Genomic DNA, 23,685 nt, shown 5'->3' with positions numbered 1-23,685 from the left:
TGCCGGCCGTCGCGGCGCCCCCCGCCGACTTCACCGCGCCTTCGTCGTCGACCGGGCGCTGCCGCGCGAGCCCCCAGCCGGCGCCGGCGCCCGCCGTGAACACCCCGGCGTCGCAGCCGGCGCACGCCTCGGCGATGGCGTCGACGTCCGCGCGCTCGATGTCCAGGAGGACGCCCTCGCCGCCCAGGCGGTATACGTCCTCGGCGTGCTCATCGGCGCGGACGAGGCCGACGAAGTCGTCGCCCCGGTCGTAGAGCACCCGCATCAGCTGCTGGGCGACTTTTCCGTGGGCTCCGACGATCGCGATTCGTGACATGCCTCCATCTTGCTCCTCCGACGCGGTGCTCCGCTCACGGCGAACGGGATCGCGCCGGGCCGCTGCGATGCGTTACCGTCGGAGCCATGACGGCTGTCGGCGAGCTCCTCGGGCGCATTCTCGCGTCCGCGCTCGCGCCGTCCACCCTGTCGCCGTCCGCGCTGATCGCCCTCGTCGGTCTCGTCGGGGCCATCGGCATCGTCGCGGTGATCGCGACGGCGGCCGTGCGCTCCGTCGCCGCACTCGCGGCGTCGCTGCGCGTGCGCGCCGCCTGGTCGACCCCCGCGGAGCCGCCCGTCGGCTGGCTCGCGGAGAGCGAAGCCGACCCGGACGCGGACGGCCACCCCCGCCCGAGGGCACCGGGCATCCTGCTGCCGGCCGTGTGACGGGCGTCGTGCGACGCGCCGGCGCGGCCGGTCGACGTCCACCGACACTTCACAGACAGCAGGGAAACCCATGGACTTCTTCTCGTGGCCGCCCGTCGCGGCCCTCGTCGACCTCGCCTACCGCGTGGTCACCGCGCTCTCCGCCGGCGTCGAACCGTTCGCCGGCGCCGCCTCCGGCCTGGTCGCCGTCGCCGTGCTCACCGTCCTGGTGCGCACGCTCCTCCTCCCCGTCGGCGTCAGCCAGGTGCGCGCCGAGTTCACCCGCCGCCGGCTCGCGCCCAAGCTCGCGGAGCTGCAGCGCAGGCACGGCCACGACCGCGAGCTGCTCGCCAGGAAGACGATGGAGCTCTACCAGGAGGAGCGCACCTCGCCGTTCGCCGGGATGCTGCCGCTGCTCGCGCAGATCCCGGTCGTCACGCTCGTCTACGCGGTGTTCACGCACGCGACCATCGCCGGTCACGCGAACGCCCTGCTGGGGGAGTCGGTGCTCGGCGCTCCGCTCGGCACCAGCTTCGTCGCGCTCGCGGGCATCGGGACCTCGGTGTGGCCTGCCGTGCTCGTCTACGTCGGGGTGCTCGCGCTGATCGCCGCCGTCACGACGGTCTCCCGGCGGGTGCTCGCGCTCCCGCGCGCCGAGGGGACGCCGGAGCCGACCGGGATGGTGCGCGCGCTGTCGTTCCTCCCGTACGTCACCGTGGTGTTCGCTGCGTTCGTGCCGCTGGCCGCCGCCGTGTACATTCTGACCTCGACGGCATGGACGGTCGCCGAGCGCTTCGTCCTCCGCCGCGTCCTCGATCCACAGCGCAGGGGAGCCCAGCCATCGACGTCACACTGAAGCCCGTCCCCGAGCTCGTCACCGACCGCCTGCGGCTCGTGCCGCTCGGACCGGAGCACCTCGAAGGGACCTGGGCCGCGCTGCAGCAGCCCGAGGTGATGCGGCTCACCGGCACGCACACCACGTTCACCAGGGACGGCGTGCACGCGTGGCTCGCGTCGCTCGCGGGACGCGACGACCGCGCGGACTGGGCGATCCTGCGCGCGGAGGACGGCGAGCACATCGGAGAGGCGGTGCTCAACGACCTCGACGAGGACAACCGCTCGGCGGGCTTCCGGATCGCGCTCGGCGACCCGCGCTTCTTCGGCAACGGCTACGGGACCGAGGCGACGATCGCCGTCCTCGGCCACGCGCACGGCGCCGCCGGCCTGCATCGTGTGGAGCTCGAGGTCTACGCGTTCAACCCGCGCGCCCAGCGCGCCTACGAGAAGGCCGGGTTCGCCGTTGAGGGCAGGCGGAGGGACGCACTGCTCTGGCAGGGCGAGTGGGTCGACGCCATCGTGATGGGGAGCCTGGCGCGTGTTCCGGCGCAGAGCTGACCGCCCGGCGCCCGCGTCCTCCGGGACGGCCCTCGGGGTCGGCGTCCAGGTGCACGTGATCGAGCGCAGCCCGGCGACGGGCGACGACTGGCCGGGCGAGCCGACCGGCGTCATCGTCGCACCGGGAGACCGCGGCCTGCGCTCGGTCGGCCTGCCTCCCGATGGGCTGACCCGCTGGGTGGTCGCCTTCTCCGAGCCGCAGCGCACCAGGGACGGCCGCGGCCCGTTCGAGACGGCGGCCATCCCCGCCGCGCTGCTCGTCGCGGCGGAACCGGTGGAGGAGTGAGCATGCCGGCGGTCGGGCTGATCCGCGGGATCAACGTCGGCGGGGCCTCGCGCGTGGCGAAGGCCGACCTCGCCGCGGCCTTCGAGGCGGCCGGGTTCCGCGAGGTGGTGACGCTGCTGCAGAGCGGCAACGTGGTGTTCGCCGCGGATGCCGCGCCGACCGCGGAGGACGCCAGGAGCGTGACCGCCGAGCTGCACCGGCGCTCCGGGGTGGATGCGGGCGTCGTGCTGCTGCCGGAGGCGGAGTTCCGTCGGGTGGCCGCGGCCAACCCGCTGTCGGGGGACGACGACGCGCGGCTCGTCGTCACCTTCCTCGACCACGACCTTCCGGCCGACGTCGTCGCTCCCGACGCGGAGAGCATCGCGCCGGAGGAGCTGCGGCTGGGGGAGCGGGCGGTGTACCAGTGGTGCCCGCTCGGCGTCTCGAAGTCCCGCGTGAAGCCCGCGTTCTGGCGCTCGCTCGGACCGGTGGCGACCACGCGCAACCAGCGCACCGTCGACCGCATCCTCGCCGCGCTGGATCGCCGCGCGTAGCGCGGTCGGACGCCCTTTTCCCGAGCCCCGCGGAAACCTACAATGACGGCATGTTCGTCGAGGGCACCCTTCGATGGCAGGTCACCGAGGACTGTCCCTGGGACCTGTTGATGGCGCTCGCCCTCCGCGACCTCGCCGGACTCGGCGCGGTGGGCGAGCCGGTGCTGCCCCGGCTCTCGCCGGCCGTCGTGCCCGTGCTGCACGGAGCGGGCGGCGGAGCACCGGCGGCGCGCCCGTCTCGCGACCTGCTGACCCGGCAGTGGCTCGCGCTGTTCGAGGCGGCGGCGGATCGCGAGCACCGCGCGCCGGCGCCGCTGCTGCAGCCCCCGCACTTCTCGGCGCTGGATCGCGCGATCGAGCTGCAGGACGTGGTGATCGCGAACTACGACGTCGCCGCGCGCTGGGCGCGGGATCGGCACGCCGAGTACGCCCGCGCGTCCCTCGAGCACCACGCCGCCCGGGCCGCGGACATCGTGGACGTGGTGCGCGAGCGGGAGCACGAGCTGCGACGCCAGGCTGGCTACTTCCGGCTGGACATCGACGTGCTCCCGCTCGCGGAGCCCGGCGCGTGGATCGTCGGGCCGCACACCGTGGTGGTCAGCACCTCGATGCGCGACGATTCGCGCGCGTTCCGCGCCTGGTTCCGGCCGCTCGTGGCCGCCCTCGTCTGACCGGCCCCCGGCCGTCTGTTCCGGAGTTCTTCACGCGACACGCCGGTGCTGGGCGAGAAGAACTCCGGAACCGATGGCGATCGGCTCAGGCCACGCGCTTGGCGGGCGAGACCGTCTTCGCCGGGTCGGTCTCCGCGACGTCCCCGACGGCCTCGTCGATGCGGGCGAGCACGTCGCCGGAGAGCCGGATGCCGGCCGCCGCCGCGTTGGAGGCGACCTGCTCGGGGCGGGACGCGCCGACGATGGCGCCGGCCACGTTCGGGTTCTGCAGCACCCAGGCGACGGCGAGCTGCGCCATCGTGATGCCCAGCTCGTCCGCGATCGGCTTCAGCCGCTGCACGGAGGTGAGCACGTCGTCGCGCAGGAACTCCTTGATGGCGTTCGCGCCGCCCTTCTCGTCCGCTGCGCGGCTGCCCTCCGGCGGCTGCGCGCCCGGCAGGTACTTGCCGGTCAGCACGCCCTGCGCCACCGGCGACCAGACGATCTGCGAGATCCCGAGCTCGGCGGAGGCCGGGACGACCTGCTTCTCGATCACGCGCCACAGCATCGAGTACTGCGGCTGGTTCGAGATCAGCTGGAAGCCGAGCTGCTTGGCGAGCGCGTGCCCGGCGCGCAGCTGGTCCGCCGTCCACTCGCTGACGCCGATGTAGAGGGCCTTGCCGGAGCGGACGATGTCGGCGAACGCCTGCATCGTCTCCTCCAGCGGCGTCTCGTTGTCGTAGCGGTGCGCCTGGTAGAGGTCGACGTAGTCGGTGCCGAGCCGCTGCAGCGAGCCGTCGATGGACTCCATGATGTGCTTGCGGGAGAGCCCGGTGTCGTTCGGGCCCTTGGGGCCGGTCGGCCAGTAGACCTTGGTGAAGATCTCCAGCGAGGCGCGGCGCTGACCCTTCAGGGCGTCGCCGAGGACCTGCTCGGCGAGGGTGTTGGCGTACGCGTCGGCGGTGTCGAAGGTGGTGATGCCCGCGTCGAGGGCCGCGTGCACGCTCTGCGTTGCGGTGTCGTTCTCGACCTGGGAACCGTGGGTGAGCCAGTTGCCGTAGATGATCTCGGAGATCTTGAGGCCGCTGTTGCCGAGGTATCTGAATTCCATGCCATCACGCTACCCGTCCGCACGCCGCTGTCAGCCGGAGGTGGCATCCTGGAGCGGTGGGAAAGGCGGACGGCAGCGACAGGCGGGTGACGACCGCCCCCGTCGACGACGCCGAGGCCACCATCCTGCACGTCGACATGGACGCCTTCTTCGCCTCCGTCGAGCTGCTCGACCGGCCGGATGCGCGCGGCAAGCCCGCCATCGTCGGTCACGCGGGCGGTCGTGGCGTCGTGACCAGCGCGACCTACGAGGCACGCCGGTTCGGCGTGCGCAGCGCGATGCCGATGTCCCAGGCGCTCCGGCTGTGCCCGACGGCGATCATCCTGCCGCCGCACTACGAGAAGTACACCGAGTACTCGGCGAAGGTCATGGAGATCTTCCACGAGGTCACTCCGATCGTGGAGCCGCTCAGCATCGACGAGGCGTTCCTCGACGTCTCGGGCGCCAGGCGGCTGCTCGGCGCACCGCAGCGGATCGCCGAGCTGATCCGCTCCCGCGTGCGCGAGGAGACGGGGCTGACCTGCTCGGTCGGCGTCGCCGGCACCAAGTTCATGGCCAAGCTCGCCTCCGGCCGCGCAAAGCCGGACGGCCTGCTGGTGATCCCGCCCGCCGAGACGGTCGCCTACCTGCGCCCGCTCCCGGTCGGCGCGCTGTGGGGCGTGGGTGCGAGCACGCAGGCGTCGCTCGAGCGGATGGGGATGCGCACCGTCGCGGACCTCGCGGACGCGCCGCTCGCCGTGCTGCAGCGCGCGGTCGGCGACGCCGGCGCCCGCCGGCTGCACGAGCTCGCGAACGGGCGGGACCCACGCCGGGTGATCACGGAGACGCGGGAGAAGAGCATCGGCCACGAGAACACCTTCGAGGTGGATGTGGCCGACGCGGACCAGCTCCGCCGCGAGCTGCTGCGCCTGGCCGGTCGCGTCGGCGAGCGGCTGCGCAGGCACGGGATGGTCGGCCGAACGCTCGCGCTCAAGGTGCGCTTCTCCGACTTCCGCACGATCACGCGCTCCCGCACCCTCGCCGAGCCGACGAACGTCGGCCGCCGGCTGTTCGAGGAGGCCTGGGACGTCTTCGAGTCGATCGGCATCGACCTGCGCGCGACGCCGATCCGCCTGATCGGCGTGCGCGCCGAGCAGCTGCTGGACGCGGGAGGCGACGCGCTGGCGCTCTGGGACCCGGACGAGGAATGGCGCGAGACCGAGCGGACGCTCGACGCGGTCAGCGCGCGCTTCGGCCGCGGGGTCATCGGACCCGCCTCCCTGGTCCGCCGCGCCCGCGACGCCGACGAGGCCGCGCGCGACGGGCGCAACCCACGCTGGCTGAGCGACTAGTCCCTCCGTGCCTCAGCGCAGGCCCACCTCGATGCCGCGGTGGTCGCTGCCGTTCGCGGGCAGCACCTCGCTCTCGGCCGTGATGAGGCCGCGCACCAGCGCGTGGTCGAGCCGCGCCACCGGAAAGGCGGCCGGCCAGGTGAAGCCGAGCCCGAGCGCGGCGTCCGGCGCCTCAGAGAGCCGGGAGAGCAGCGGGGAGAGCGCGCGGTCTCCGGCTGCCGCGTTGAAGTCGCCGATCACGAGGACGTGGGCGGTGTCGTCCGCCGCCACCGTGCGCGCCAGCTCGGCGAGCATGGTGTCGCGCTGCTGGTACTCGCCCGGCCGGACCGAGGCGAGGTGCACCGCGTAGACCCGCGTCGTCGCGCCTGGCGTGTCGACGTCGACGCTGAGCGCCCGCTGCCAGCCGAGGCCGAGGGAGAGCCCCTGCCCGTCGTGCAGCTCGTACCTGCTCCACAGCCCGACCGTCCCGATCACCAGGTGGTGCGGGTAGGCGGCGTCGAGCACACCCTCGACGGTGGTGCGGGAGGCGGCGTCCAGCTCCTGCAGCGCGATGAGGTCGGGCGAGCGCCGCGCGAGGTCCTCTGCGACGGCCGCCGCCTTCGGGTTGTCGGCGTGGATGTTCTCGCTGACGACCGTGAACCGCGGCGTGCCCGCCGCCATCGCCGGCAGCAGCGCCGTCCCGAACGACGCCCACCACACCGCCATCGCCGCCGCCACCGCGAGTCCCGCGAACAGGGAGAGCCTGACCAGCGCCGCGGCCCCCAGCACCACGAGCGCGACACCGGCCCAGGGCAGGAACGTCTCCACCAGCGACGCGGCGCCTCCCGCGTCGGGGAGCAGGCCGTGCCAGAGCAGCAGCGCGCCCACCGCCAGAGCGGCGATTCCGGTCAGCACGCCGCGCGGACGGCGGCGGGAGCGGGAGGTGGACACCCGCACGATTATTCCGGCCGTCCTGCTGAGAACCCGGCGTGAACGCTGTGCGGCGGGTGCGAACCGCCCTGGCCAGCCTGGGAGCCTGCGGGTACGGTGTGTCCATGACGAACATCTCGCTCAAGCTCGCGGAGACCATCACGTCCTCCGGCATCAAGTCCGTCTACGGCGAGCCGATCGTCGTCGACGGGACCACGATCGTCCCGGTCGCCGCGACCCAGTTCGGCTTCGGCGGCGGCTCCGCCGGCGACGCCGAGGAGGCGCCGGGGGGTGGGGGCGGCGGCGGCGTCGCCATCCCGTTCGGCGCGTACATCAGCGACGAGACCGGGGTGCGCTTCCGGCCCAACCTGATCACCCTGCTCGCGGTCGGCATCCCGTTCGTGTGGGTGGCCGGTCACGCGTGGTCGCGGGTCATCCGCGCTCTCAAGCGCTAGACGTCCCGGCTCGATCGTCGCCATCTGTTCCCGAGTTCTTCACGTGACGCGCCGGTATGAAGCGTGCAGAACTCCGGAATCGATGGCGGGGAATGGTCGCGGCCACCGGGGCGGCATCGCGCGCTAGACTGGCGGCGAACACGGGAGTCCGGTGAGCCGGGCTGAGAGGAAGCTTCTCCAAGTTTCGACCGTCGAACCTGATCTGGGTCATGCCAGCGCAGGGAGGCCATCTCACATCCCGTGCCCTCATTTCTGACAAGAAAGGGCACGAACAGTGCACGCAACCGCATCGTCCATCTCCGCGCGCCCCGCGCGCGTCCTCCGCTGGCGGGTCGTCGACATCGTCGTCGCCAGCGTCGTCGCCGTCGCGGCGGGAGTCGTCTTCTGGATCTGGGGGCAGGCGTACAACCCCCTCTCCGGACCCGTCACCGCCGTGCTGCCCGGCTTCCAGGGCATTTTGAACGGCCCCTGGCTGTTCGCCGGCGTGCTCACGGCGCTCATCGTGCGCAAGCCTGGTGCCGCGCTCTACGGCGAGCTCGTCGCGGCCATCGTCTCGGCGCTCATCGGCACGCAGTGGGGCTTCGCGACCCTGCTCTCCGGCGTCGTCCAGGGTCTCGGAGCCGAGATCGTCTTCGCCCTGTTCCTCTACGCGAGCTGGGGACTCGTCCCCGCGCTGATCGCCGGAGCGGGCGCGGGGCTCGCCGAGTCCGTGCTCGACCTGCTCTACTCCTACCCGGGCTCGACCGCCGCGTTCGCGATCACCTACACCATCACCACGACGCTCTCGGGGATCTTCTTCGCCGGGCTGTGCTCCTGGCTCCTGGTGAAGGCGCTGGCCAGGACGGGCGCGCTCAGCCGGTTCGCCGCGGGGCGCGAGGTCACAGGGCGGGTCTGATCATCGCGACCGCATCCCGCCCTGAGCAGCCGGCCCCGGTCGCCGTCCGGGCGGACGACTGGGGCTGGCGTTACGCGGGCCGCCGGGCCTGGGCGGCGCGCGGGCTGAGCCTCGCCATCGAGCCCGGAGAGCGTGTCCTGCTCCTCGGCGCGTCCGGCGCGGGCAAGTCGACGCTGCTCGCCGGTCTCGCCGGCGTGCTCGGCGGCGACGACGACGGTGAGAGCGAGGGCGCGCTGCTCCTCGACGGCCGCAGCCCCGCCTCCTCGCGGGGCCGCGCCGGCCTGCTGCTGCAGGACCCGGACGCGCAGGTCATCCTGGCGCGCGTCGGAGACGACGTCGCGTTCGCCTGCGAGAACCTGGGCGTGCCGCGCGAGGAGATCTGGCGCCGTGTCGGCGGCGCACTGGCTGCGGTCGGCCTCGAACTGCCGCTCGGCCACTCCACGGCTCAGCTCTCCGGAGGGCAGAAGCAACGCCTCGCCCTCGCGGGCCTGCTGGCGATGCGGCCCGGCCTGCTGCTGCTCGACGAGCCGACCGCCAACCTGGACCCGGAGGGTGTGCTCGAGGTGCGGGACGCGGTGGCCGCCGCCGTCGCCGCGACCGGGGCCACCCTCGTGGTCGTCGAGCACCGCGTCGCGGTCTGGCGCGACCTGGTCGACCGGGTGATCGTCCTGGACGCGGACGGGGGCGTGCTCGCGGACGGTGCGCCGGACCGGGTCCTCGCCGACGCCGCAGGCCGGCTGCGCGAGGGCGGGGTCTGGCTTCCCGACACACCGGTCCCCGCCGCCCCGAGCGTGACGGAGGGGGAGCGGCTGCTCGCCGCCCGCGATCTCGCGATCGGCCGCGGCCCCGGCATCTCCCGGCGCCGGTCGGCGCGCGCGACCGCTCGCGCAGCGGAACGGGCCAGGGCGCACGCGCTCCCGGTGCGGATCGACGCGGAGGTCGCGGAAGGCGCGGCGGTCGCCCTGACCGGCCGCAACGGCGTCGGCAAGTCGACCCTCGCACTCACGCTCGGCGGACTGCTCGCCCCGCTCGGCGGATCCCTCACGGCCGCGCCCGCCCTCGCCGGCGCCGCCGCCGCGCAGCCGGCGCTGTGGCGCTCCACCGAGCTGCTGACCAGGATCGGCAGCGTCTTCCAGAACCCCGAGCACCAGTTCGTCGCCTCCACGGTCAGGGACGAGCTCTCCACCGGTCCGCGGGCGCTCGGCCTGGCCGCCGCGGAGACGGACGCGCGCGTCGACGAACTGCTCGACCGCCTCGGACTCTCGGTGCTGGCCGCCGCGAACCCGTTCACGCTCTCCGGCGGCCAGAAGCGACGGCTCTCGGTCGCGACGGCGCTCGCTACCCGGCCGCGGGTGCTGGTCCTCGACGAGCCGACGTTCGGTCAGGACGCGACCACCTGGCTCGGCCTGGTCGGGATGATCGGGGAGCTGCGCGCGGACGGCCACGCCGTGGTCTCCGCCACCCACGACGCCGAGTTCGTCGCGGCCGTCGGCGCGCGCGAGCTCCGGCTCGCCCGGTCGGAGGAGGTGGCGGCGTGAGCGTGCTCGAACCGATCCGGCGCGGGCCCCTCGCCGCGCTCAATCCGGTCGCGAAGCTCGGCGCCGCGCTCATCGTGACCGCCGTCCTGATCGTCTCGATCGACCCGGTGTCCGCAGCCGTCGCCCTCGGCCTGGAGCTCGTGCTGCTCTGCTTCGCCGGCATCCCGGCCCGCACGCTGCTCCCGCGGCTCGCCCCGATCCTGGTCGCTGCGCCTCTGGCTGCCCTCACCACCGCGCTCTACGGCCGCAGCAGCGGAACGGTGTACCTGCACTGGTGGGCGGTCGAGGTGAGCGACGGCTCCCTGCAGCTCGGGCTGGCGACGATGCTGCGCATCCTCGCGATCGGGCTGCCGGCGGTGCTGCTCTTCGTGACCATCGACCCGACCGACCTGGCGGACGGGCTTGCGCAGATCCTGCGCCTCCCGGCCCGGTTCGTGCTGGGCGGCCTCGCCGGGCTGCGGCTCGTCGGGCTGTTCGTGGACGACTGGCGCGCACTGACCCTGGCGCGCCGGGCCCGCGGCGTCGCCGAGTCCGGCGCGCTCCGCCGCCTGCTCGGGCAGTCCTTCGCGCTGTTCGTGCTCTCGCTCCGGCGCGGCAGCAAGCTGGCCACCGCGATGGAGGCGCGCGGCTTCGGCACGACGGAGGATGCGCGCACCTGGGCGCGGCCGTCGGTGTTCCGCGGCAGGGACTGGGCGGCGCTCGGCGTCGCGGCGCTCGTCGCCGGCACGGCCGCGGCCGTGGCGATCGCGGTGGGGAGCTGGAATGTCCTGGGATCCTGAGGCGGCGGCCGCGCGGGACGGAGTGCTGGCGGCCGTGCGTGCGGCGATCGACGTCCCTCCCGGAGTCACCCCGGTGATCCTCATCGACGGGCCGAGCGGCGCGGGCAAGAGCACCCTCGCCGACCTGCTCGTGGCGCGCTGGCCGGGGGAGCGGACGCCGACGCTGGTGCGCATGGACGACCTGTACCCGGGCTGGGACGGGCTGGACGCGGCGAGCGACGCGATCGCGACCGAGCTGGTGGAGCCGCTGGTGCGCACCGGCCGCGGACGCTGGCGGCGCTGGGACTGGGCGGCGGACGAGCCGGCCGAGTGGCACGAGGTCGCGGACCCCGCTGCGCTGATCGTCGAGGGCTGTGGCACGCTGTCCCGCCGCGCAACGCCCTTCGCGCGGCTCGCGATCTGGGCCGACGCGGACGACGTGCTGCGCAAGCGCAGGGCGCTCGACCGCGACGGCGCGACCTTCGCGGCGCACTGGGAGCAGTGGCAGGGCGAGTTCGAGCGCTACGTCGCCCGGGAGGACCCGCGCCGGAACGCGACCCTGCGCATCGACGTCACGGACTGGCCGCTGGGTGGTCGGCGACTCCGCCGCGACGGGACTACGGTGGGAACATGAGCGAGACACGCCCCTCTGACCCCGAGTACATCGTCGAATACGCGGACGGCCCGCGTGCCGGGACCGCCGACCGCCGCTGCCTCGTCGACGGGAAGGTCGACGAGCGCAGCGGCGCCGTCGCCGCGGTCGAGGGCCTGGAGTCGGTGTTCTGGTACGTCGCGGGCGAGGAGCGCACCGTGAACGGCGAGCGCTACGTCACCTACCACTTCGACGCCCCGGACAGCGACCCGGTCGAGGCCGACAAGGAGGACGAGTCCCTCTAGGACCCGTCCTCGACGGGCGGCCTGCTCAGGCCCAGCCGAGCTCGTGCAGGCGCTCGTCGTCGATGCCGTAGTAGTGCGCGATCTCGTGCACCAGGGTGATGTGGATCTCGTCCCGCAGCTCGTCCTCGTCCGCGCAGATCGCCAGCAGCGGCTCCCGGTAGAGGATGATGCGGTCCGGCATCTCGCCGAAGCCGTAGCGGTCGCGCTCGGTGAGCGCGACGCCGTCGTAGAGCCCGAGCAGGTCGAGGGAGCCGTCCTCCGGCCGGTCCTCGACAACGAACACGACATTGTCGAGCCCGTCCACCATCTCGTCCGGCAGCTGGTCGAGTTCGTCGGTGACGACCGCCTCGAAGGCGTCCGCATCCAGGTGGATGGGCACCGTCACCACGCCTCGGCGACGGCGGCGTGCAGGTCGAGCAACTGGACTGTGCGCTCGCTCGGCCCGCGGCCGAAGCCGCACTCGGTGGCGACCCCGAACCGCGGCTGGGCGGTCGTAGCCGCCCGCACGCGACGCTCCGCGCCCGCCACGCCGTCCTCGTGGTGCAGCAGGCCGAGGTACAGCTCGGTCTCCGCGGGCAGCTCGAGGGCGGCGAGCGGCGCGAAGTAGTCGGCATCGTCCCGTTCGATCGGCACCGGGAGGTGGAACCAGGCGATCGGGCGGCCGGCCTTCTCGAGGACTCCGGCCGTGACGGCCGCCAGCTGGCCGGCGTCGGCGGGCTGCACGAAGTGCTGCTCTTCCACATCGCCGTAGCAGAAGTGGTAGCCGACCTCGACGTCCGCGGGCACGGCGGCGGACTGGCGCACGGCACGCTCGATCACGCCCGTGAGCACGTCGTCGAACCAGGGCTCGATGCGGCCCTCGAGCAGCGCGAACTCGACGGCGGTGTCCCACTGGATCGCCAGGTCCTCGTGCGGGATGCCCGCGGCGATCCTCTCGAGCTCGGCGAACAGGGCGCGCTCGTAGGCGGGCTCGAAGGCCGCGCGATCCTGCGGAACGACGAACGCGCCGGCGATGGCGGCGGGAGTGGGCAGCGAGACCTGGAAGCGGGTCCTCGTGGCGATCACGCCCGCCTCGCGCAGCCGCGCGAAACGCGCGTACGAGTCGAGGGCCGCCTCCGCGTAGCCGAGATCGGGGAAGTCCAGCTCGTCGGCGGACACACCGGGGTCGAGCTGGAACGGGCGGCCGTCGAACACCTCGCGCAGGTAGAAGGGCTCGACCGGGATGCGGGAGAGGCCCGTCATCGTGTCGAAGCGCTTGGTCTGGAACTGGATCCAGTAGAACCGCTCGCCGAACTCGCCGTCCGGGATGCGCCGGAGGCGGTCGCCGAGGTGCTCGCTGACGGTGCGGAACACGCTGTCCGCGTCGGGCAGGTTGACGCTGCCGACGAGGTGCGCGCCACGCGGGGATGCGGGGGCCGGGCTGGTGCTCACGCGCGTGAGTCTACCGGCCCGGCCTCCTCGATCCCGGTGCGGGCGATCAGTACCAGTTCATGGCCTGGGAGTGCGACCAGGCCGAGCACGGGCTGCCGTACGAGCGGCTGATGTAGTCCAGTCCCCACTTGATCTGGGTGGTGGCGTTGCTCGCCCAGTCCGCGCCGAAAGTGGCCATCTTGCTGCCGGGCAGCGACTGCGGGATGCCCGCGGCGCCGCTGCTGCCGTTGGAGGCCTGGTAGTTCCAGCCGGACTCCTTCTGCCAGAGGTTGCTCAGGCACTGGAACTGGTCGTCGCCCCAGCCGTAGGTGCTCGCGGCGAGCGTGCGGGCGGTCGCCTTCGCGCCGTCCGGCGTGTTCGCCTGCGCCTGGGCAGCTGCCGCCGCCGCTGCGGCCGCTGCTGCCGCCTCGGCGGCCTTGCGGTCGGCCTCGGCGCCGGCAGCGGCGAGGGCGGCCGTCGCGGCCTGGGTCTTGTCGATGCCGGCGCGGATGTCGCTGTCGTCCAGCTTCGTGAAGTCGTCCAGGCCGGCGATGGCGGTCTTCGCCGCGCTCGCGTCCGCCTTGGACTGGTTGGCGTTCACCGTCGCCTGGGCGGCGGTCAGCGTCTTCTTCGCCTCGTCCTCGAGGCGGTCGCGCCAGATCGAGTCGTAGACGTGGAGCTGCTCGTGGTGCAGACCCGTCGACTCGGAGAGTTCGCGGGTGGAGCGCTCAGCGGCCTGCTGCTGCGCCACTGCGGGGGCGACGACGCTGGCCGAGAGGATGATGGCCGCAGCGCCGGTGACGATGCGGCCGAGGGGGAGGTCGGTGTTGCGGATGGTGCGGAAAATGCTCAGCATGGGCTTCCTGGGTCGGGTTTCCCCGTCGCCGTGGCGCGTCCGGTCCCGGACGCCGGCACGGCAGGCGTCGGCCCACGGGGGACCGCGCCGGACGGGCTGGCAAACCGCGCCGGCACGCACGGAAGCGTCCACTGGACCAGGGGGTCCCGAGGGCGCGGCGTGCGGCGCGGGTGTGCCGCACCAAGGTTTCGGGCCAGGCGTCCGCCGGGGTGTTCGTTGGGGGGCGGGGACGCACGGGGCGCAGCACGGACGGCGTTCGTGGCCGTCGGCAAGCCACGTTAGGCGCCTACTCTGGACGGTACAGGCGTGAACGCTGGCAAAGTCGTGTACGTGTCACCGATCGGTGTTCACCGCGGCGGCGCCGGCGTCGGCCGCCTCCGCGTCGCGTTCCGCGTCATCCATGCGGCGGTTGGTGACCCAGATCATCCCTGTGAGGAGGCACAGGACGAGGGCGCCCATCGACCAGAAGACGGCGGGGATGCCGAAGAGCTCGGCGATCAGCCCTCCCGCGGCGGCGCCCAGCGGCATGGTGCCCCAGGCGAGCAGCCGGTAGGCCGAGTTGAGGCGTCCGAGCAGCCGGTGCGGAGTGACCCGCTGCCGCAGCGAGACGGTGATGATGTTCCACACCGAGATGAGCAGGCCGCCGACGAAGAAGGCGCTCCCGATGATCCACGGGCTCGCCGTGAGCGCCGGGGTGACGATGGTCGCGAGCGACCCGAAGACCGTGAGGGTCAGCGCGCCCGCCCGGCCGAGCAGCCGCTCGACGGGCTCGGCGATGAACGTGCCGAGGATGCTGCCGATGGCGAACGTGGTGATCAGGACGCCGTAGCCGGGATCGCTCAGCTTCATCTCCGATGCCGGTCCGACCGCGTAGAGCACGAACACCGTCATCGCCGCGTTGCTGGCGAAGTTCATCCCGCCGACCATGATCGCGAGCACGCGCAGCAGCGTGCTGTTCCAGAGGAAGCGCAGGCCCTCCGCGATGTCCGCCCGCATGCTGGTCTCTCCGGTGTGGCCGGTGTCGAACCGGCCGCGGACCAGCATCAGGACACCGACCGCTGCCACCCAGAGCAGGACCGGGGTTCCGAAGGCGAGCCCGACGCCGAGGGCGACCAGGAAGCCGCCGAGCGGCGGGCCGATGAACTGGTTGGTCGCGAACTCGGCGGCGTACAGCCTCCCGTTCGCCCTGGCCAGCGCCGGGCGCTCGACGAGCTGCGGCAGGATCGACTGCGACGACGTGTCGTAGATCGTCTCGGCCGTGCCGACGCAGAACGCGGCGACGTAGAGCAGCCAGATCGAGCCGGCCCCGGCGACGGTCACGATCGTCAGCGCGGCCAGGAACGCCGCCCGCGCGATGTTCGCGATGAGCATCAGCCGGCGGCGGTCGTGCCGGTCGGCGAGGGCGCCCGCGGTGAGCGCGAAGAGCAGCCACGGCAGCGTGAACGCGAACGAGAGCCCGGCGATCAGCGCGGGGGAGTCGGTGTACCGGATCGCGACCAGCGGAAGGGCGACCTTCATCACGCCGTCCGCCAGGTTCGAGAACGAGGCGGACGTCCAGAGCTTCCAGTAGGAGGGCCCGAGCCGGATCGCGGTGGTCACCCGACAAGGATGGCACGCTGATTGGGAATTCTCAATCGATCGGTGGAACCAAATCAACGGCTATCATCGTGGCATGGCCGAGATCGACCCGGACGCCAAGCGCCGCCCCGCCTCCGTCAAGGAGCTGAAGGCGATGTCGCACCCGCTGCGCGTGCGCATCATCCGGCTCTGCGGCGACCACGAGCTCACGAACAAGCAGCTGGCGGATCGCCTCGGCGTCGACCCCGGCACGGTCTACTACCACGTGCGCCAGCTGGTCGACGCGGGCTTCCTCGAGCCGGCGGAGGTGCGGACGGGGGAGAGCGGCGCGCTCGAGAAGCCGTACCGCTCGACGGGTCGCAGCTGGTGGCTGTCGGTGCAGCTGGAGGACCTGGACACGAGTCAGGGCTTCGCCCCGGTGGAGGCGTTCCAGCAGGAGCTGGCGGAGGCCGGGCCGGCGTCGATCGCCTCCTACGCGCGCTTCGCCCTGCACCTCTCGCCCGAGGACGTCGCCGAGCTGGACAGGCGCATCGTCGCGGTCATCGACGAATACGTCGAGACCGACACCGAGCGCGCCCACCTCCCGTCGCACGGCGGCATTTTCCTCCTCCACCGCACCCCCGACTGACCCAGCTTCGGCCACCAGCCGCCGAGCACAGGAAAAACGTCCCGGATCCGGCGGATTCGCGACGGTTTCCCTGTGCTCGGCGGCCGGGGCGCCGGGGAATGCGAAAGGCCCGGAGCGTGTGCTCCGGGCCTTCGTGCGTGGGGTGAGTAACGGGGCTTGAACCCGCGACCTCCTGGACCACAACCAGGCGCTCTACCAGCTGAGCTATACCCACCATGTCCCGCGGCGGATCTTCCGTTCCGTCGCAAGCAACTCATCGATTCTAGTACATCCGGGCGGCCCATTTTTCCACCACGCCCGTGGCGGCGGCCTGGGTCTCCTCGGTGGTGGGTCCCGGCTCCGCGACGAACGCGGCGGAACGGTAGTAGTCGAGCTCGCGGATGCACTCGAGGATGTCGGCGAGCGCGCGGTGGCCGCCGTTCTTCGCCGGCGCGTTGAAGTAGATGCGCGGGTACCAGCGGCGGGCGAGCTCCTTGATGGAGGACACGTCGACGTTGCGGTAGTGCAGGTGGTTGTCCAGCCGCGGCATGTACTTGGCGAGGAACATCCGGTCCGTGCCGATGGTGTTGCCGGCGAGCGGCGCCGAGCGGGCGCCCGGGGCGAACTTCAGCACGTACTCGAGCACCTCGTACTCGGCCTCCGCCAGGCTCTTGCCGTTCGGGATCTCCTCGATGAGGCCCGAGGTGGTGTGCATCTCGCGGACGAACTCGCTCATGTTCTCGAGCGCCGACGCGTCCGGCTTGATGACGATGCTGAGTCCGGGGTCGAGCACGTTCAGGTCGAAGTCCGTGATCACGACGGCGATCTCGACCAGCTCGTCGACCTCGAGGTCGAGTCCGGTCATCTCGCAGTCGATCCAGACCAGACGATCCGAGGAGGTAGCCATGGATCGAGTCTAGTGCGGCCCTCCGACCATCCGCGGCCGGGCGGTCACCGGGGCGGGCTCCGGCAGCTTGGGCCCGAGGCCGTCGCCGGCCGAGATGTGCCGCAGCCGCCTGGCTGCCCATGGCAGTGCGTGCACGCGCAGCCAGGTCCGGAACGGGAGCTCGTCCGCCGGCTCGGGATGGCCCTCCGCCGTGGCCGTCGCGGTGATCTCGGCGTACGGCACGCCGAGCGTGTGCGCTGCCCTGCTGGCGAGCAGGCGGTGCCCGCGTGCGCTCAGGTGCACGCGGTCGGCGGCCCACATCCCCGCCTCCTGGAACTCGCGGACCCCCCACACGTCGAGCACCACCGCTCCGTGGTCCCGCGCGATGCTCCACACGTTCGCGTTGAACACGGCGGCGCGGCCGCGGAAGGGCTTGAGGAAGAAGGCGAACTGGGGATCGAAGAGGTTGGCGAGCAGGACGGTCGCCCCGCCGGCGCGCAGCCGGGCGACCCCGGAGGCGAGCCGGTCGGCGAGGTCGTCGGGATCGGCGGACGGGCTCATCAGGTCGTTGCCTCCGATGAGCACGGAGACCAGGTCGGGACGCAGCGTGAGCGCGTGCGGCACCTGGTCGCCGACCACGTCGGCGATCCGGCGGCCGCGCACGGCGAGGTTGGCGAACTCGAGCCCGTGACCGGCCAGGTGCGCGTCCCCGTCGAGAATGCCGGCGAGCCGGTCCGCCCAGCCGAGCCAGCTGCCGGGGCGCGCCGGCGACGGGTCGCAGAGACCCTCGGTGAGCGAGTCCCCGAGGGCGACGTACCGGGAGTAGCTGGTTCGGCTCACAGTGCGATTGTGTGCCGCCGCCGCGCGGCGTGGCGGCGTCCTGGCCGCTCGTTCCGCGATGGTCGTCCGGAATTCGCCGGACGTACACTGGGCAGCGTGGATGCGACACCCGCCGTTGGCCGTCCCGTCACCGGGACCGTCGGCCTGACCCTGTACACCTCGGCCTTCTGCGAGCCGTGCATGCAGACTCGCGCCGTGCTCGCGGAGGCGTCGCGGCTCGTGCCCGGCCTCACGGTGACGGAGCGGGATGTGGCGCGCGAGCAGGAGCTCGCCGAGGCCGACGGCATCCACTCGACGCCGACCGTGGTCGTGGCCGGCGCGGACGGCGGCGAGGTCTTCCGCGCCGTCGGCGTCCCCACTCTCAACCAGGTCCTCGTCGCCGTCGCCAAGGCGGTCTGAGCCGCCGGCATTCGTGACGGTGCCCGTTCGGTACGTCCGCCCCCTGCTCGAGCACGGGCATTCGTACCGGAAAGGGACAGTCGGGGCGCGGTGGTGCCCCCGGCAGGAATCGAACCTGCGACCAAGAGATTAGAAGGCTCCTGCTCTATCCGCTGAGCTACGGGGGCGCTCGCTCCACGATACCGTAGCCGTGCTGGGCGGCCGGTCCGCGCCCGCCGCTACAGGGTGGCGCCCGACTTGCCCGCGCGGTTCACGATCGCGATCACCGGGCGCCGGCCGCGCAGACCGAACCGCAGCCGCAGGCTGGCGTGCCGGGCGATCAGCACGGCGACGATCACCGCCGCCACCGCCGGCACGATGCCCGAGATCGCCATCGCGACGTGCGGACCCGCCAGCTCGACCACCCAGCCCATCAGCGGGCCGCCGATCGCCTGGCCGCCGAGCAGCACGAGGATGTAGAGCGAGATCACGCGCCCGCGGATCTGCACGTTCGACGACATCTGCACCAGCGAGTTCGCGGCCGTGATGAAGAGCAGGTTCCCGACGCCGATCCCGACCAGCAGCACGCTGAACGCGATCTCGCCCGGAGCGAGGCCGGCGAGCGCCTGCACGACGCCGAGCGCCGCCGCCGTGCCGACCACCATCGACAGCCGCACCGAGGTCCGCCGCGTGGATGCCAGAGCACCGGCGAGCGCGCCCGCGGCGACCAGGGCGTTGAACATCCCGTAGCCCTGCGCGCCGACGTCGAAGACGTTGTTCGCGTACGCGGCGAGGAACACCGGCATGTTGAACGCGAAGACCGCCAGCACCGCGACCATCACCACGGTCCAGAAGATCACCGGCTTGCGCCGCACGTACCGCATCCCCTCGGCGAGCTGGCCCTTCCCGCGCGGGGCGGCGGGGGAGTGGTGCAGCTCGTGGCGGCGCAGCGACAGCAGCGCGCCGACGACGGCGAGGCAGGCCACGGCGTTGATCGCGAACGACCAGCCGCCCCCGACCGCCGTGATCAGGATGCCGCCGAGCGCCGGTCCGATGAGGCCGCCGAGCTGGAAGATCGAGGAGTTGAGGCTGATCGCGTTGCGCAGGTAGCGCGGTCCGACCAGTTCGTTGACGAAGACCTGCCTGGCCGGGTTGTCGATCACGGTGACCAGGCCGAGGACGAACGAGATCAGGTAGACGTGCCACACCTGCACGGCGTCGCTCAGCGTGAGCACCGCGAGCACGGTCGCGAGGAGGGCGGCGGCGGTCTGGGTGGCGATCAGCAGCTTCTGCTTGGAGTAGCGGTCGACGATCACACCGCCCCACAGCCCGAAGAACAGCATCGGCGTGAACTGCATGAACACGGTGACGCCGACCGCTGCGACGCTGCCGGAGAGCTGCAGCACCAGCCAGTCCATCGCGATCCGCTGCATCCACACCGCGGTGTTCGCCACCAGGTTGCTGGCGGCGAAGCGGCGGTAGTTCGGCACCCGGAGGGAGACGAAGGTCTCGCGCCACGGCGGACGGGCGCTGAGTACGGGCATGGGGCCGGTGGGCGGGGCGGTTGCTGCGGGGGTGGCCACGGTTTCGTTTCCTCGGTCGCTGGTTTCGTGTCGGTTCCGGTGTCTGATGTCAACGCTACGGATGTCCGCGGTATTCTGTGAGCCAATTGAAGCTATAACTCCCATTGGCTTTCTGAATGGATGCGCCCTCCGTGTTCGATCCCGTCCTCCTGCAGACCTTCCTCGCCGTCGCCGACACCCGCAGCTTCACCCGCGCCGCCGGCCGGCTCGGGATCAGCCAGCCGACCGTGAGCCAGCACATCCGCCGCCTCGAGCAGGCGGCGAAGCGGCAGCTCGTCGCGCGCGACACCCGCGAGGTGCGGCTGACCGACAACGGGGATGCGATGGCCGGCTTCGCGCGCACGATCCTCGCCGCGCACGCCGAGGCGGACAGCTACTTCAGCGGGTCGGCGATGCGCGGCCGGCTCCGGTTCGGCGCGGCCGACGACCTCGCGATCACCACCCTGCCGCGGATCCTCCGGCACTTCCGCCAGCAGAACCCGCAGGTGAACCTCGAGCTCACCGTCGACCAGTCCGGGCCGCTGCACCGCAGGCTGAAGGCCGGCCAGCTCGACCTGATCTTCATCAAGCAGAACCCGGGCACCACCGAGGGCACGGTGGTCGCCACCGATGAGCTGGTCTGGATCGGGCACGAGAAGACGGTGCTGGAGCCGGAGGACCCGGTCCCGCTGATCGCCTACCAGGGGCCGAGCCTGAGCCGGCAGATCACGATCGACGCGCTGGAGGCGGCCGGCCGCACCTGGCGGATCACGTGCAACACCCGCGAGGTGAACGGCGTCCTGGCCGCGGTGCGCGCCGGCATCGGCGTCGCCGTGTTCCCGCGCTCGCTCATCCCGACGGACCTGATCAAGGTGACCAACCGGTTCGCGCTTCCCGACCTCGGGCACGTCGATTTCACACTGCTGTCCAACCCGTCGGCCGCGCGCGAACCGGTGGACGCCCTCACCACGGCGATCCTCGCGCGCGCCGTCACGCGCGTGCCCTGACCCGCGACGGGCGACGCAACGCGGCCGATTCGTGACGAATGCGCGCCATTCGGCGGATACGCGCGACATTCCTCACGAATCGGCGCGCACCCGCGCGGTCAGCCGACGATGGGGACGCGGTCGGGGTCGGGCGGGCGCAGGCCGCCGTCGGAGGAGCGGCGGCGGAGCACCAGAGCGATCAGCGGGAACAGCAGCACCGAGAGCATCCCGGCGCCGACGAGCGCGGTCGCGGTGCCGGAGGCGAGATCGTGCTCGCGCAGGCCGATGTTGGTGACCGCGACGATGATCGGCAGCCCGGTCGCGCTGAACAGGGTCATCGACGCGCGGTCGGCGAACGTCGAGCCGCGCGGGGCCGCGAAGGAGCCGGGCAGGCCGCGCACGACCAGGAGCAGCACCAGGAACACCGGCAGCAGCAGCAGCGCCTTCGGGTCCGTCAGCAGCGCGTGCAGGTCGAACGTGATCCCGGTGTTGATGAAGAACACCGGGACGAGCACGCCGAAGGCGACCGCCTCCAGCTTCGTCTCGATGAGCCGGGCGTCCGGCTCGGCCGCTCCGGCCAGCAGCACGCGGCAGAGCACGCCGGCGGCGAACGCGCCGAGCAGCATGTCCAGCCCGAACGCGATGCTCAGCCCGACCAGACCGGCGATCACCAGCACGACGAAGCGGATGGCGAACTGCCCGCTGGTGTGCAGGGTCGCGCGCACCAGCCGGTGGAAGCCGGCGTGCGGGCCGCGCGAGGCGAACCAGATCGCGAGGCCCGCGATCACCGCGAACCCGATCAGGACGAGGGCGGCGGCGAGCGGCTTGCGCCCGCTGAGGAACAGCGAGATGGCCAGCAGCGGGCCGAACTCGCCGACGGCCCCGACCGCGGTCACGGCGCGGCCGAACGGGGTCTTCAGCTCGCCGGCGTCCCTGAGCACCGGCATGAGCGTCCCGAGCGCGGTCGAGCACAGCGCGATGCCGACGTAGACACCGGCGACCGCCGTCGGCGCGAGCAGGACGCCGAGCAGAACGCCGGCGACGAGCGAGACCAGCCAGCCGAGCGACGCTGTGCGCAGCGGCCGTCCGCGGATGGCCGAGAAGTCGATCTCGTTGCCCGCCATGAAGAACAGGAACGCGAGCCCGAAGTTGGCGACGCTCTGCAGCGCGTCCGACGACGGGATCCAGCCCAGCACGGCCGGGCCGGCGATCAGCCCGAGGACGATCTCGAACACGACGAGCGGGATCTTCGCGACCCGTCCGACCGCCGAGGTCAGCAGTGCGGCGCCGACGGCGAGCAGCGGGACCAGGACGATGGTGCCGACAGCGTGCTCCATGGCCCGATGCTAGCGGCGGACGCGTCCGCCGGGCAGTTCACACACCCGAAATCCCGGCGGGCTATCGTAAGGCCCATGCGAGAACTCCAGGCCAGAATCATCGGCGAACTGAATGTCGCCGCCCGCATCGATCCCGCCGCGGAGGTGGAGAAGCGGACCGACTTCCTGGTCCGGTACCTGAAGGCGACGGGCGCCTCCGGCTTCGTGCTCGGCATCAGCGGCGGGCAGGACTCCTCGCTCGCCGGCCGGCTGTGCCAGCTCGCCGTCGAGCGGCTCGCCGAGCAGGGCGTCGCGGCCGAGTTCATCGCGGTGCGACTGCCGTACTCGGTGCAGCACGACGAGGACGACGCCCAGCTCGCGCTGTCGTTCATCCGTCCGCAGCGCACGGTCACCTTCAACGTCCAGCGCGGCGTCGACGGCGTGACGGCCGAGTACGCCGACGCGGTCGGGGATGCGATGACCGACTTCACCAAGGGCAACGTGAAGGCCAGGATTCGGATGGTCGCGCAGTACGCGATCGCCGGCCAGCGCCGGCTGCTGGTCGTCGGCACCGACCACGCGGCGGAGGCGGTCACCGGCTTCTTCACCAAGTACGGCGACGGCGGCGCCGACCTCCTCCCGCTCAGCGGCCTCACCAAGCGGCAGGGGCGCGCGCTGCTGGAGCACCTGGACGCCCCGTCCCGGCTCTACGAGAAGCTGCCGACGGCGGACCTGCTCGACCACGACCCCGGGCAGACGGACGAGGCGAACCTGGGTCTCAGCTACGCGGACATCGACACGTTCCTGGAGGGCGGAGACGTCGCGGACGAGGTGGCGACGGCGATCGAGACCCGGTACCTGGCGACCGAGCACAAGCGCCGGGTGCCCGCGAGCATGTTCGACGACTGGTGGCAGGTCCGCGGCGACTACACGGACTGAGCGCGCAGACGAGAAGGGCGCCGGAATCGCTTCCGGCGCCCTTCTGGCGTGCTGTGCGGCGTCTGCTGCTTCGGGTGGAGTGACCGCCGCGGGATTCAGACCGGCTGGCCGAGCCGTGGCGTCGGGGCGGTGTCCGATCCGTCGCCGGGGGTCGTGGTGAACGGCGAGAGAACGGTGTCCTCCGTCGCCGGTGCGGGGGCGGCCGGCGCGGCTGCGGCGGCGGGGGCCGGCGTGTACTGCTCGTGGTGCTGCTGGGCGACCCACGCGTCCTGCTGCGAGATCAGCGAGCGCTCGGCGTCCGTGTTCTCGAAGCGCCAGCGCTCGAGGTCGCTCTGGAAGATCTTCCTGGCGCGGCGCGGGTTGTTCTGCCACTCGATCAGGCGGTCGCGGAACTCGGAGATCGCGGGATCGAGCTGGTAGCCGAAGGTCGCGGACGCGCGCTTCATCTCGGCCAGCTGGTGCCCGGCCCAGTTCGCGGCGATGCCGGCGCCCTTGATCGGGAGCAGGCGCACCTGGATGTCGGCCTGCCCGACGGCGCGGTCGGAGAGGATCTGCTCTGCGGGGCTGAGGGAGTTCCAGACGGAGGCCTCGGTCGCCGCGTCGACGAGCGCGGCGATGGCGCTGGCCTTCTGCTGGCGGTCGCTGCGGGAGAGGAGTCCGCGGAGGGCGCCGCGTGCGATCCAGGCGGCGATCAGTCCGGAGACGATCACCGCGACGGCGAGCACGGCGGCGTTGAAGACCGCGGGCTGCGCGGCCGACGAGGAGAGCCAATCGACGAAGTCATTCCACCACTGCATGCGGCGATGGTAACGGCGAGCCGACCGGCGAGGCGGGATCGCGTGCGCTGTGTCGCGCATCCCGGGCGCAGAATAGGGGAGGAACACGAAT

General features: G+C 72.4%; 29 protein-coding genes and 2 tRNA genes. 17 read left to right on the top strand and 14 right to left on the bottom strand.

The genetic code is table 11. The features are described from left to right. Positions 1–316: NAD(P)H-binding protein (locus ACTHMF_RS15690; RefSeq protein ID WP_440318871.1), on the bottom strand; the 316-nt coding region annotated here is incomplete at its 3' end. An 86-nt stretch (positions 317–402) separates the two neighbouring features. Here ACTHMF_RS15690 and ACTHMF_RS15685 point away from each other — a divergent pair. The 6 genes from ACTHMF_RS15685 (at position 403) to ACTHMF_RS15660 (ending at position 3,566) form a co-directional block, all read left to right on the top strand. Continuing rightward, positions 403–702 (top strand): DUF6412 domain-containing protein, encoded by a 300-nt coding sequence (locus tag ACTHMF_RS15685; protein ID WP_314148712.1) that lies wholly within the window; start codon positions 403–405, stop codon positions 700–702. Between the two features lie 70 nt (positions 703–772). Then, positions 773–1,537: a YidC/Oxa1 family membrane protein insertase gene (locus ACTHMF_RS15680; RefSeq protein WP_314148713.1), complete on the top strand. Its 765-nt coding sequence runs from the start codon at positions 773–775 to the stop codon at positions 1,535–1,537. A 38-nt stretch (positions 1,538–1,575) separates the two neighbouring features. After that, complete coding sequence (locus ACTHMF_RS15675) at positions 1,576–2,076, top strand: GNAT family N-acetyltransferase (protein ID WP_314148714.1); 501 nt, start codon at positions 1,576–1,578, stop codon at positions 2,074–2,076. Further along, complete coding sequence (locus ACTHMF_RS15670) at positions 2,057–2,362, top strand: hypothetical protein (RefSeq protein WP_314148715.1); 306 nt, start codon at positions 2,057–2,059, stop codon at positions 2,360–2,362. The genes ACTHMF_RS15675 and ACTHMF_RS15670 overlap by 20 nt, the downstream gene beginning before the upstream one ends. 2 nt (positions 2,363–2,364) lie before the next feature. Further along, positions 2,365–2,895 (top strand): DUF1697 domain-containing protein, encoded by a 531-nt coding sequence (locus tag ACTHMF_RS15665; protein ID WP_440318867.1) that lies wholly within the window; start codon positions 2,365–2,367, stop codon positions 2,893–2,895. 50 nt (positions 2,896–2,945) lie between these two features. After that, entirely contained in the window at positions 2,946–3,566 is a 621-nt protein-coding gene (locus ACTHMF_RS15660) for a hypothetical protein (RefSeq protein WP_440318865.1), read from the top strand. 85 nt (positions 3,567–3,651) lie between these two features. Here the strand turns inward: ACTHMF_RS15660 and ACTHMF_RS15655 are convergent, their stop codons facing one another. After that, entirely contained in the window at positions 3,652–4,656 is a 1,005-nt protein-coding gene (locus tag ACTHMF_RS15655; RefSeq protein ID WP_440318863.1) for an aldo/keto reductase family protein, read from the bottom strand. Between the two features lie 56 nt (positions 4,657–4,712). Here ACTHMF_RS15655 and ACTHMF_RS15650 point away from each other — a divergent pair, with 56 nt between their 5' ends. Continuing rightward, complete coding sequence (locus ACTHMF_RS15650; RefSeq protein ID WP_440318861.1) at positions 4,713–5,987, top strand: DNA polymerase IV; 1,275 nt, start codon at positions 4,713–4,715, stop codon at positions 5,985–5,987. A 12-nt stretch (positions 5,988–5,999) separates the two neighbouring features. Here ACTHMF_RS15650 and ACTHMF_RS15645 read toward each other — a convergent pair whose 3' ends face one another. Next, positions 6,000–6,917, bottom strand: coding sequence for an endonuclease/exonuclease/phosphatase family protein (locus ACTHMF_RS15645; protein ID WP_440318859.1), 918 nt, complete (start codon positions 6,915–6,917; stop codon positions 6,000–6,002). Between the two features lie 104 nt (positions 6,918–7,021). On the opposite strand from ACTHMF_RS15645, the gene ACTHMF_RS15640 reads away from it, so the two are divergent. The 6 genes from ACTHMF_RS15640 to ACTHMF_RS15615 all read left to right on the top strand — a co-directional run bounded on the left by ACTHMF_RS15640 (position 7,022) and on the right by ACTHMF_RS15615 (position 11,439). Beyond that, entirely contained in the window at positions 7,022–7,351 is a 330-nt protein-coding gene (locus tag ACTHMF_RS15640) for a spore germination protein GerW family protein (protein WP_440318857.1), read from the top strand. A 274-nt stretch (positions 7,352–7,625) separates the two neighbouring features. After that, positions 7,626–8,246, top strand: a complete 621-nt coding sequence (locus ACTHMF_RS15635; protein WP_314148722.1) for an ECF transporter S component — start codon at positions 7,626–7,628, stop codon at positions 8,244–8,246. Next, positions 8,243–9,784 carry an ABC transporter ATP-binding protein gene (locus tag ACTHMF_RS15630; RefSeq protein WP_440318874.1) on the top strand — a complete coding sequence of 514 codons (1,542 nt, stop codon included), beginning with the start codon at positions 8,243–8,245 and terminating at the stop codon, positions 9,782–9,784. The genes ACTHMF_RS15635 and ACTHMF_RS15630 overlap by 4 nt, the downstream gene beginning before the upstream one ends. After that, positions 9,781–10,563, top strand: a complete 783-nt coding sequence (locus ACTHMF_RS15625) for an energy-coupling factor transporter transmembrane component T family protein (protein WP_440318855.1) — start codon at positions 9,781–9,783, stop codon at positions 10,561–10,563. The genes ACTHMF_RS15630 and ACTHMF_RS15625 overlap by 4 nt, the downstream gene beginning before the upstream one ends. Beyond that, on the top strand, positions 10,547–11,176 hold the full coding sequence (locus tag ACTHMF_RS15620; protein ID WP_440318852.1) for an ATP-binding protein: 630 nt from the start codon (positions 10,547–10,549) through the stop codon (positions 11,174–11,176). The genes ACTHMF_RS15625 and ACTHMF_RS15620 overlap by 17 nt, the downstream gene beginning before the upstream one ends. Next, positions 11,173–11,439 carry a hypothetical protein gene (locus ACTHMF_RS15615; RefSeq protein WP_440318850.1) on the top strand — a complete coding sequence of 89 codons (267 nt, stop codon included), beginning with the start codon at positions 11,173–11,175 and terminating at the stop codon, positions 11,437–11,439. Before ACTHMF_RS15620 ends, ACTHMF_RS15615 begins: the two co-directional genes overlap by 4 nt. Before the next feature lie 25 nt (positions 11,440–11,464). Here ACTHMF_RS15615 and ACTHMF_RS15610 read toward each other — a convergent pair whose 3' ends face one another. The 4 genes from ACTHMF_RS15610 to ACTHMF_RS15595 form a co-directional block, all read right to left on the bottom strand. Next, positions 11,465–11,824 (bottom strand): metallopeptidase family protein, encoded by a 360-nt coding sequence (locus ACTHMF_RS15610; protein ID WP_399552915.1) that lies wholly within the window; start codon positions 11,822–11,824, stop codon positions 11,465–11,467. Next, positions 11,821–12,870 carry a hypothetical protein gene (locus tag ACTHMF_RS15605; protein ID WP_440318848.1) on the bottom strand — a complete coding sequence of 350 codons (1,050 nt, stop codon included), beginning with the start codon at positions 12,868–12,870 and terminating at the stop codon, positions 11,821–11,823. The genes ACTHMF_RS15610 and ACTHMF_RS15605 overlap by 4 nt, the downstream gene beginning before the upstream one ends. Before the next feature lie 46 nt (positions 12,871–12,916). Further along, positions 12,917–13,705, bottom strand: coding sequence for a hypothetical protein (locus ACTHMF_RS15600; protein WP_440318846.1), 789 nt, complete (start codon positions 13,703–13,705; stop codon positions 12,917–12,919). A 333-nt stretch (positions 13,706–14,038) separates the two neighbouring features. After that, complete coding sequence (locus ACTHMF_RS15595; protein ID WP_440318844.1) at positions 14,039–15,304, bottom strand: MFS transporter; 1,266 nt, start codon at positions 15,302–15,304, stop codon at positions 14,039–14,041. A 73-nt stretch (positions 15,305–15,377) separates the two neighbouring features. Between ACTHMF_RS15595 and ACTHMF_RS15590 the strand changes: the two genes are divergently transcribed. Further along, the gene (locus tag ACTHMF_RS15590; RefSeq protein ID WP_440318841.1) at positions 15,378–15,911 is read left to right on the top strand and encodes an ArsR/SmtB family transcription factor; all 534 of its coding nucleotides are present in this window, start codon (positions 15,378–15,380) and stop codon (positions 15,909–15,911) included. A 138-nt stretch (positions 15,912–16,049) separates the two neighbouring features. Here ACTHMF_RS15590 and ACTHMF_RS15585 read toward each other — a convergent pair. From ACTHMF_RS15585 to ACTHMF_RS15575, 3 genes are all read right to left on the bottom strand, one after another. Beyond that, positions 16,050–16,125, bottom strand: a tRNA-His gene (locus tag ACTHMF_RS15585). 48 nt (positions 16,126–16,173) lie between these two features. After that, a complete protein-coding gene (orn, locus tag ACTHMF_RS15580) occupies positions 16,174–16,797 on the bottom strand; it encodes an oligoribonuclease (RefSeq protein ID WP_440318839.1) in 624 nt (207 codons plus the stop codon). Positions 16,798–16,806: 9 nt separating this feature from the next. Continuing rightward, on the bottom strand, positions 16,807–17,616 hold the full coding sequence (locus ACTHMF_RS15575; RefSeq protein WP_314147315.1) for an SGNH/GDSL hydrolase family protein: 810 nt from the start codon (positions 17,614–17,616) through the stop codon (positions 16,807–16,809). A 96-nt stretch (positions 17,617–17,712) separates the two neighbouring features. Here ACTHMF_RS15575 and ACTHMF_RS15570 point away from each other — a divergent pair, with 96 nt between their 5' ends. Further along, positions 17,713–18,015 carry a thioredoxin family protein gene (locus tag ACTHMF_RS15570; RefSeq protein ID WP_440318837.1) on the top strand — a complete coding sequence of 101 codons (303 nt, stop codon included), beginning with the start codon at positions 17,713–17,715 and terminating at the stop codon, positions 18,013–18,015. A gap of 91 nt (positions 18,016–18,106) precedes the next feature. Here ACTHMF_RS15570 and ACTHMF_RS15565 read toward each other — a convergent pair. Both ACTHMF_RS15565 and ACTHMF_RS15560 read right to left on the bottom strand, forming a co-directional pair. Beyond that, positions 18,107–18,182 (bottom strand) — tRNA-Arg (locus ACTHMF_RS15565). Positions 18,183–18,233: 51 nt separating this feature from the next. Beyond that, positions 18,234–19,538, bottom strand: a complete 1,305-nt coding sequence (locus ACTHMF_RS15560) for an MFS transporter (protein ID WP_440318835.1) — start codon at positions 19,536–19,538, stop codon at positions 18,234–18,236. Between the two features lie 170 nt (positions 19,539–19,708). Between ACTHMF_RS15560 and ACTHMF_RS15555 the strand changes: the two genes are divergently transcribed. Then, positions 19,709–20,563, top strand: a complete 855-nt coding sequence (locus tag ACTHMF_RS15555) for a LysR substrate-binding domain-containing protein (RefSeq protein WP_314147325.1) — start codon at positions 19,709–19,711, stop codon at positions 20,561–20,563. 98 nt (positions 20,564–20,661) lie between these two features. Here the strand turns inward: ACTHMF_RS15555 and ACTHMF_RS15550 are convergent, their stop codons facing one another. Then, the gene (locus ACTHMF_RS15550) at positions 20,662–21,879 is read right to left on the bottom strand and encodes a cation:proton antiporter (RefSeq protein WP_314147312.1); all 1,218 of its coding nucleotides are present in this window, start codon (positions 21,877–21,879) and stop codon (positions 20,662–20,664) included. 75 nt (positions 21,880–21,954) lie between these two features. On the opposite strand from ACTHMF_RS15550, the gene nadE reads away from it, so the two are divergent. After that, positions 21,955–22,797, top strand: coding sequence for an ammonia-dependent NAD(+) synthetase (gene nadE, locus ACTHMF_RS15545; RefSeq protein WP_440318832.1), 843 nt, complete (start codon positions 21,955–21,957; stop codon positions 22,795–22,797). A 95-nt stretch (positions 22,798–22,892) separates the two neighbouring features. Here the strand turns inward: nadE and ACTHMF_RS15540 are convergent, their stop codons facing one another. Continuing rightward, on the bottom strand, positions 22,893–23,594 hold the full coding sequence (locus tag ACTHMF_RS15540; protein WP_440318831.1) for a hypothetical protein: 702 nt from the start codon (positions 23,592–23,594) through the stop codon (positions 22,893–22,895). Positions 23,595–23,685: the final 91 nt, after the last annotated feature.

Origin of the sequence: Leifsonia sp. (assembly GCF_051955155.1) — a bacterium.
Classification (GTDB): domain Bacteria; phylum Actinomycetota; class Actinomycetes; order Actinomycetales; family Microbacteriaceae; genus Leifsonia.
The sequence above is the reverse complement of the archived record's forward strand: the minus strand, read 5'-3'. Positions and strand labels throughout refer to the sequence as shown.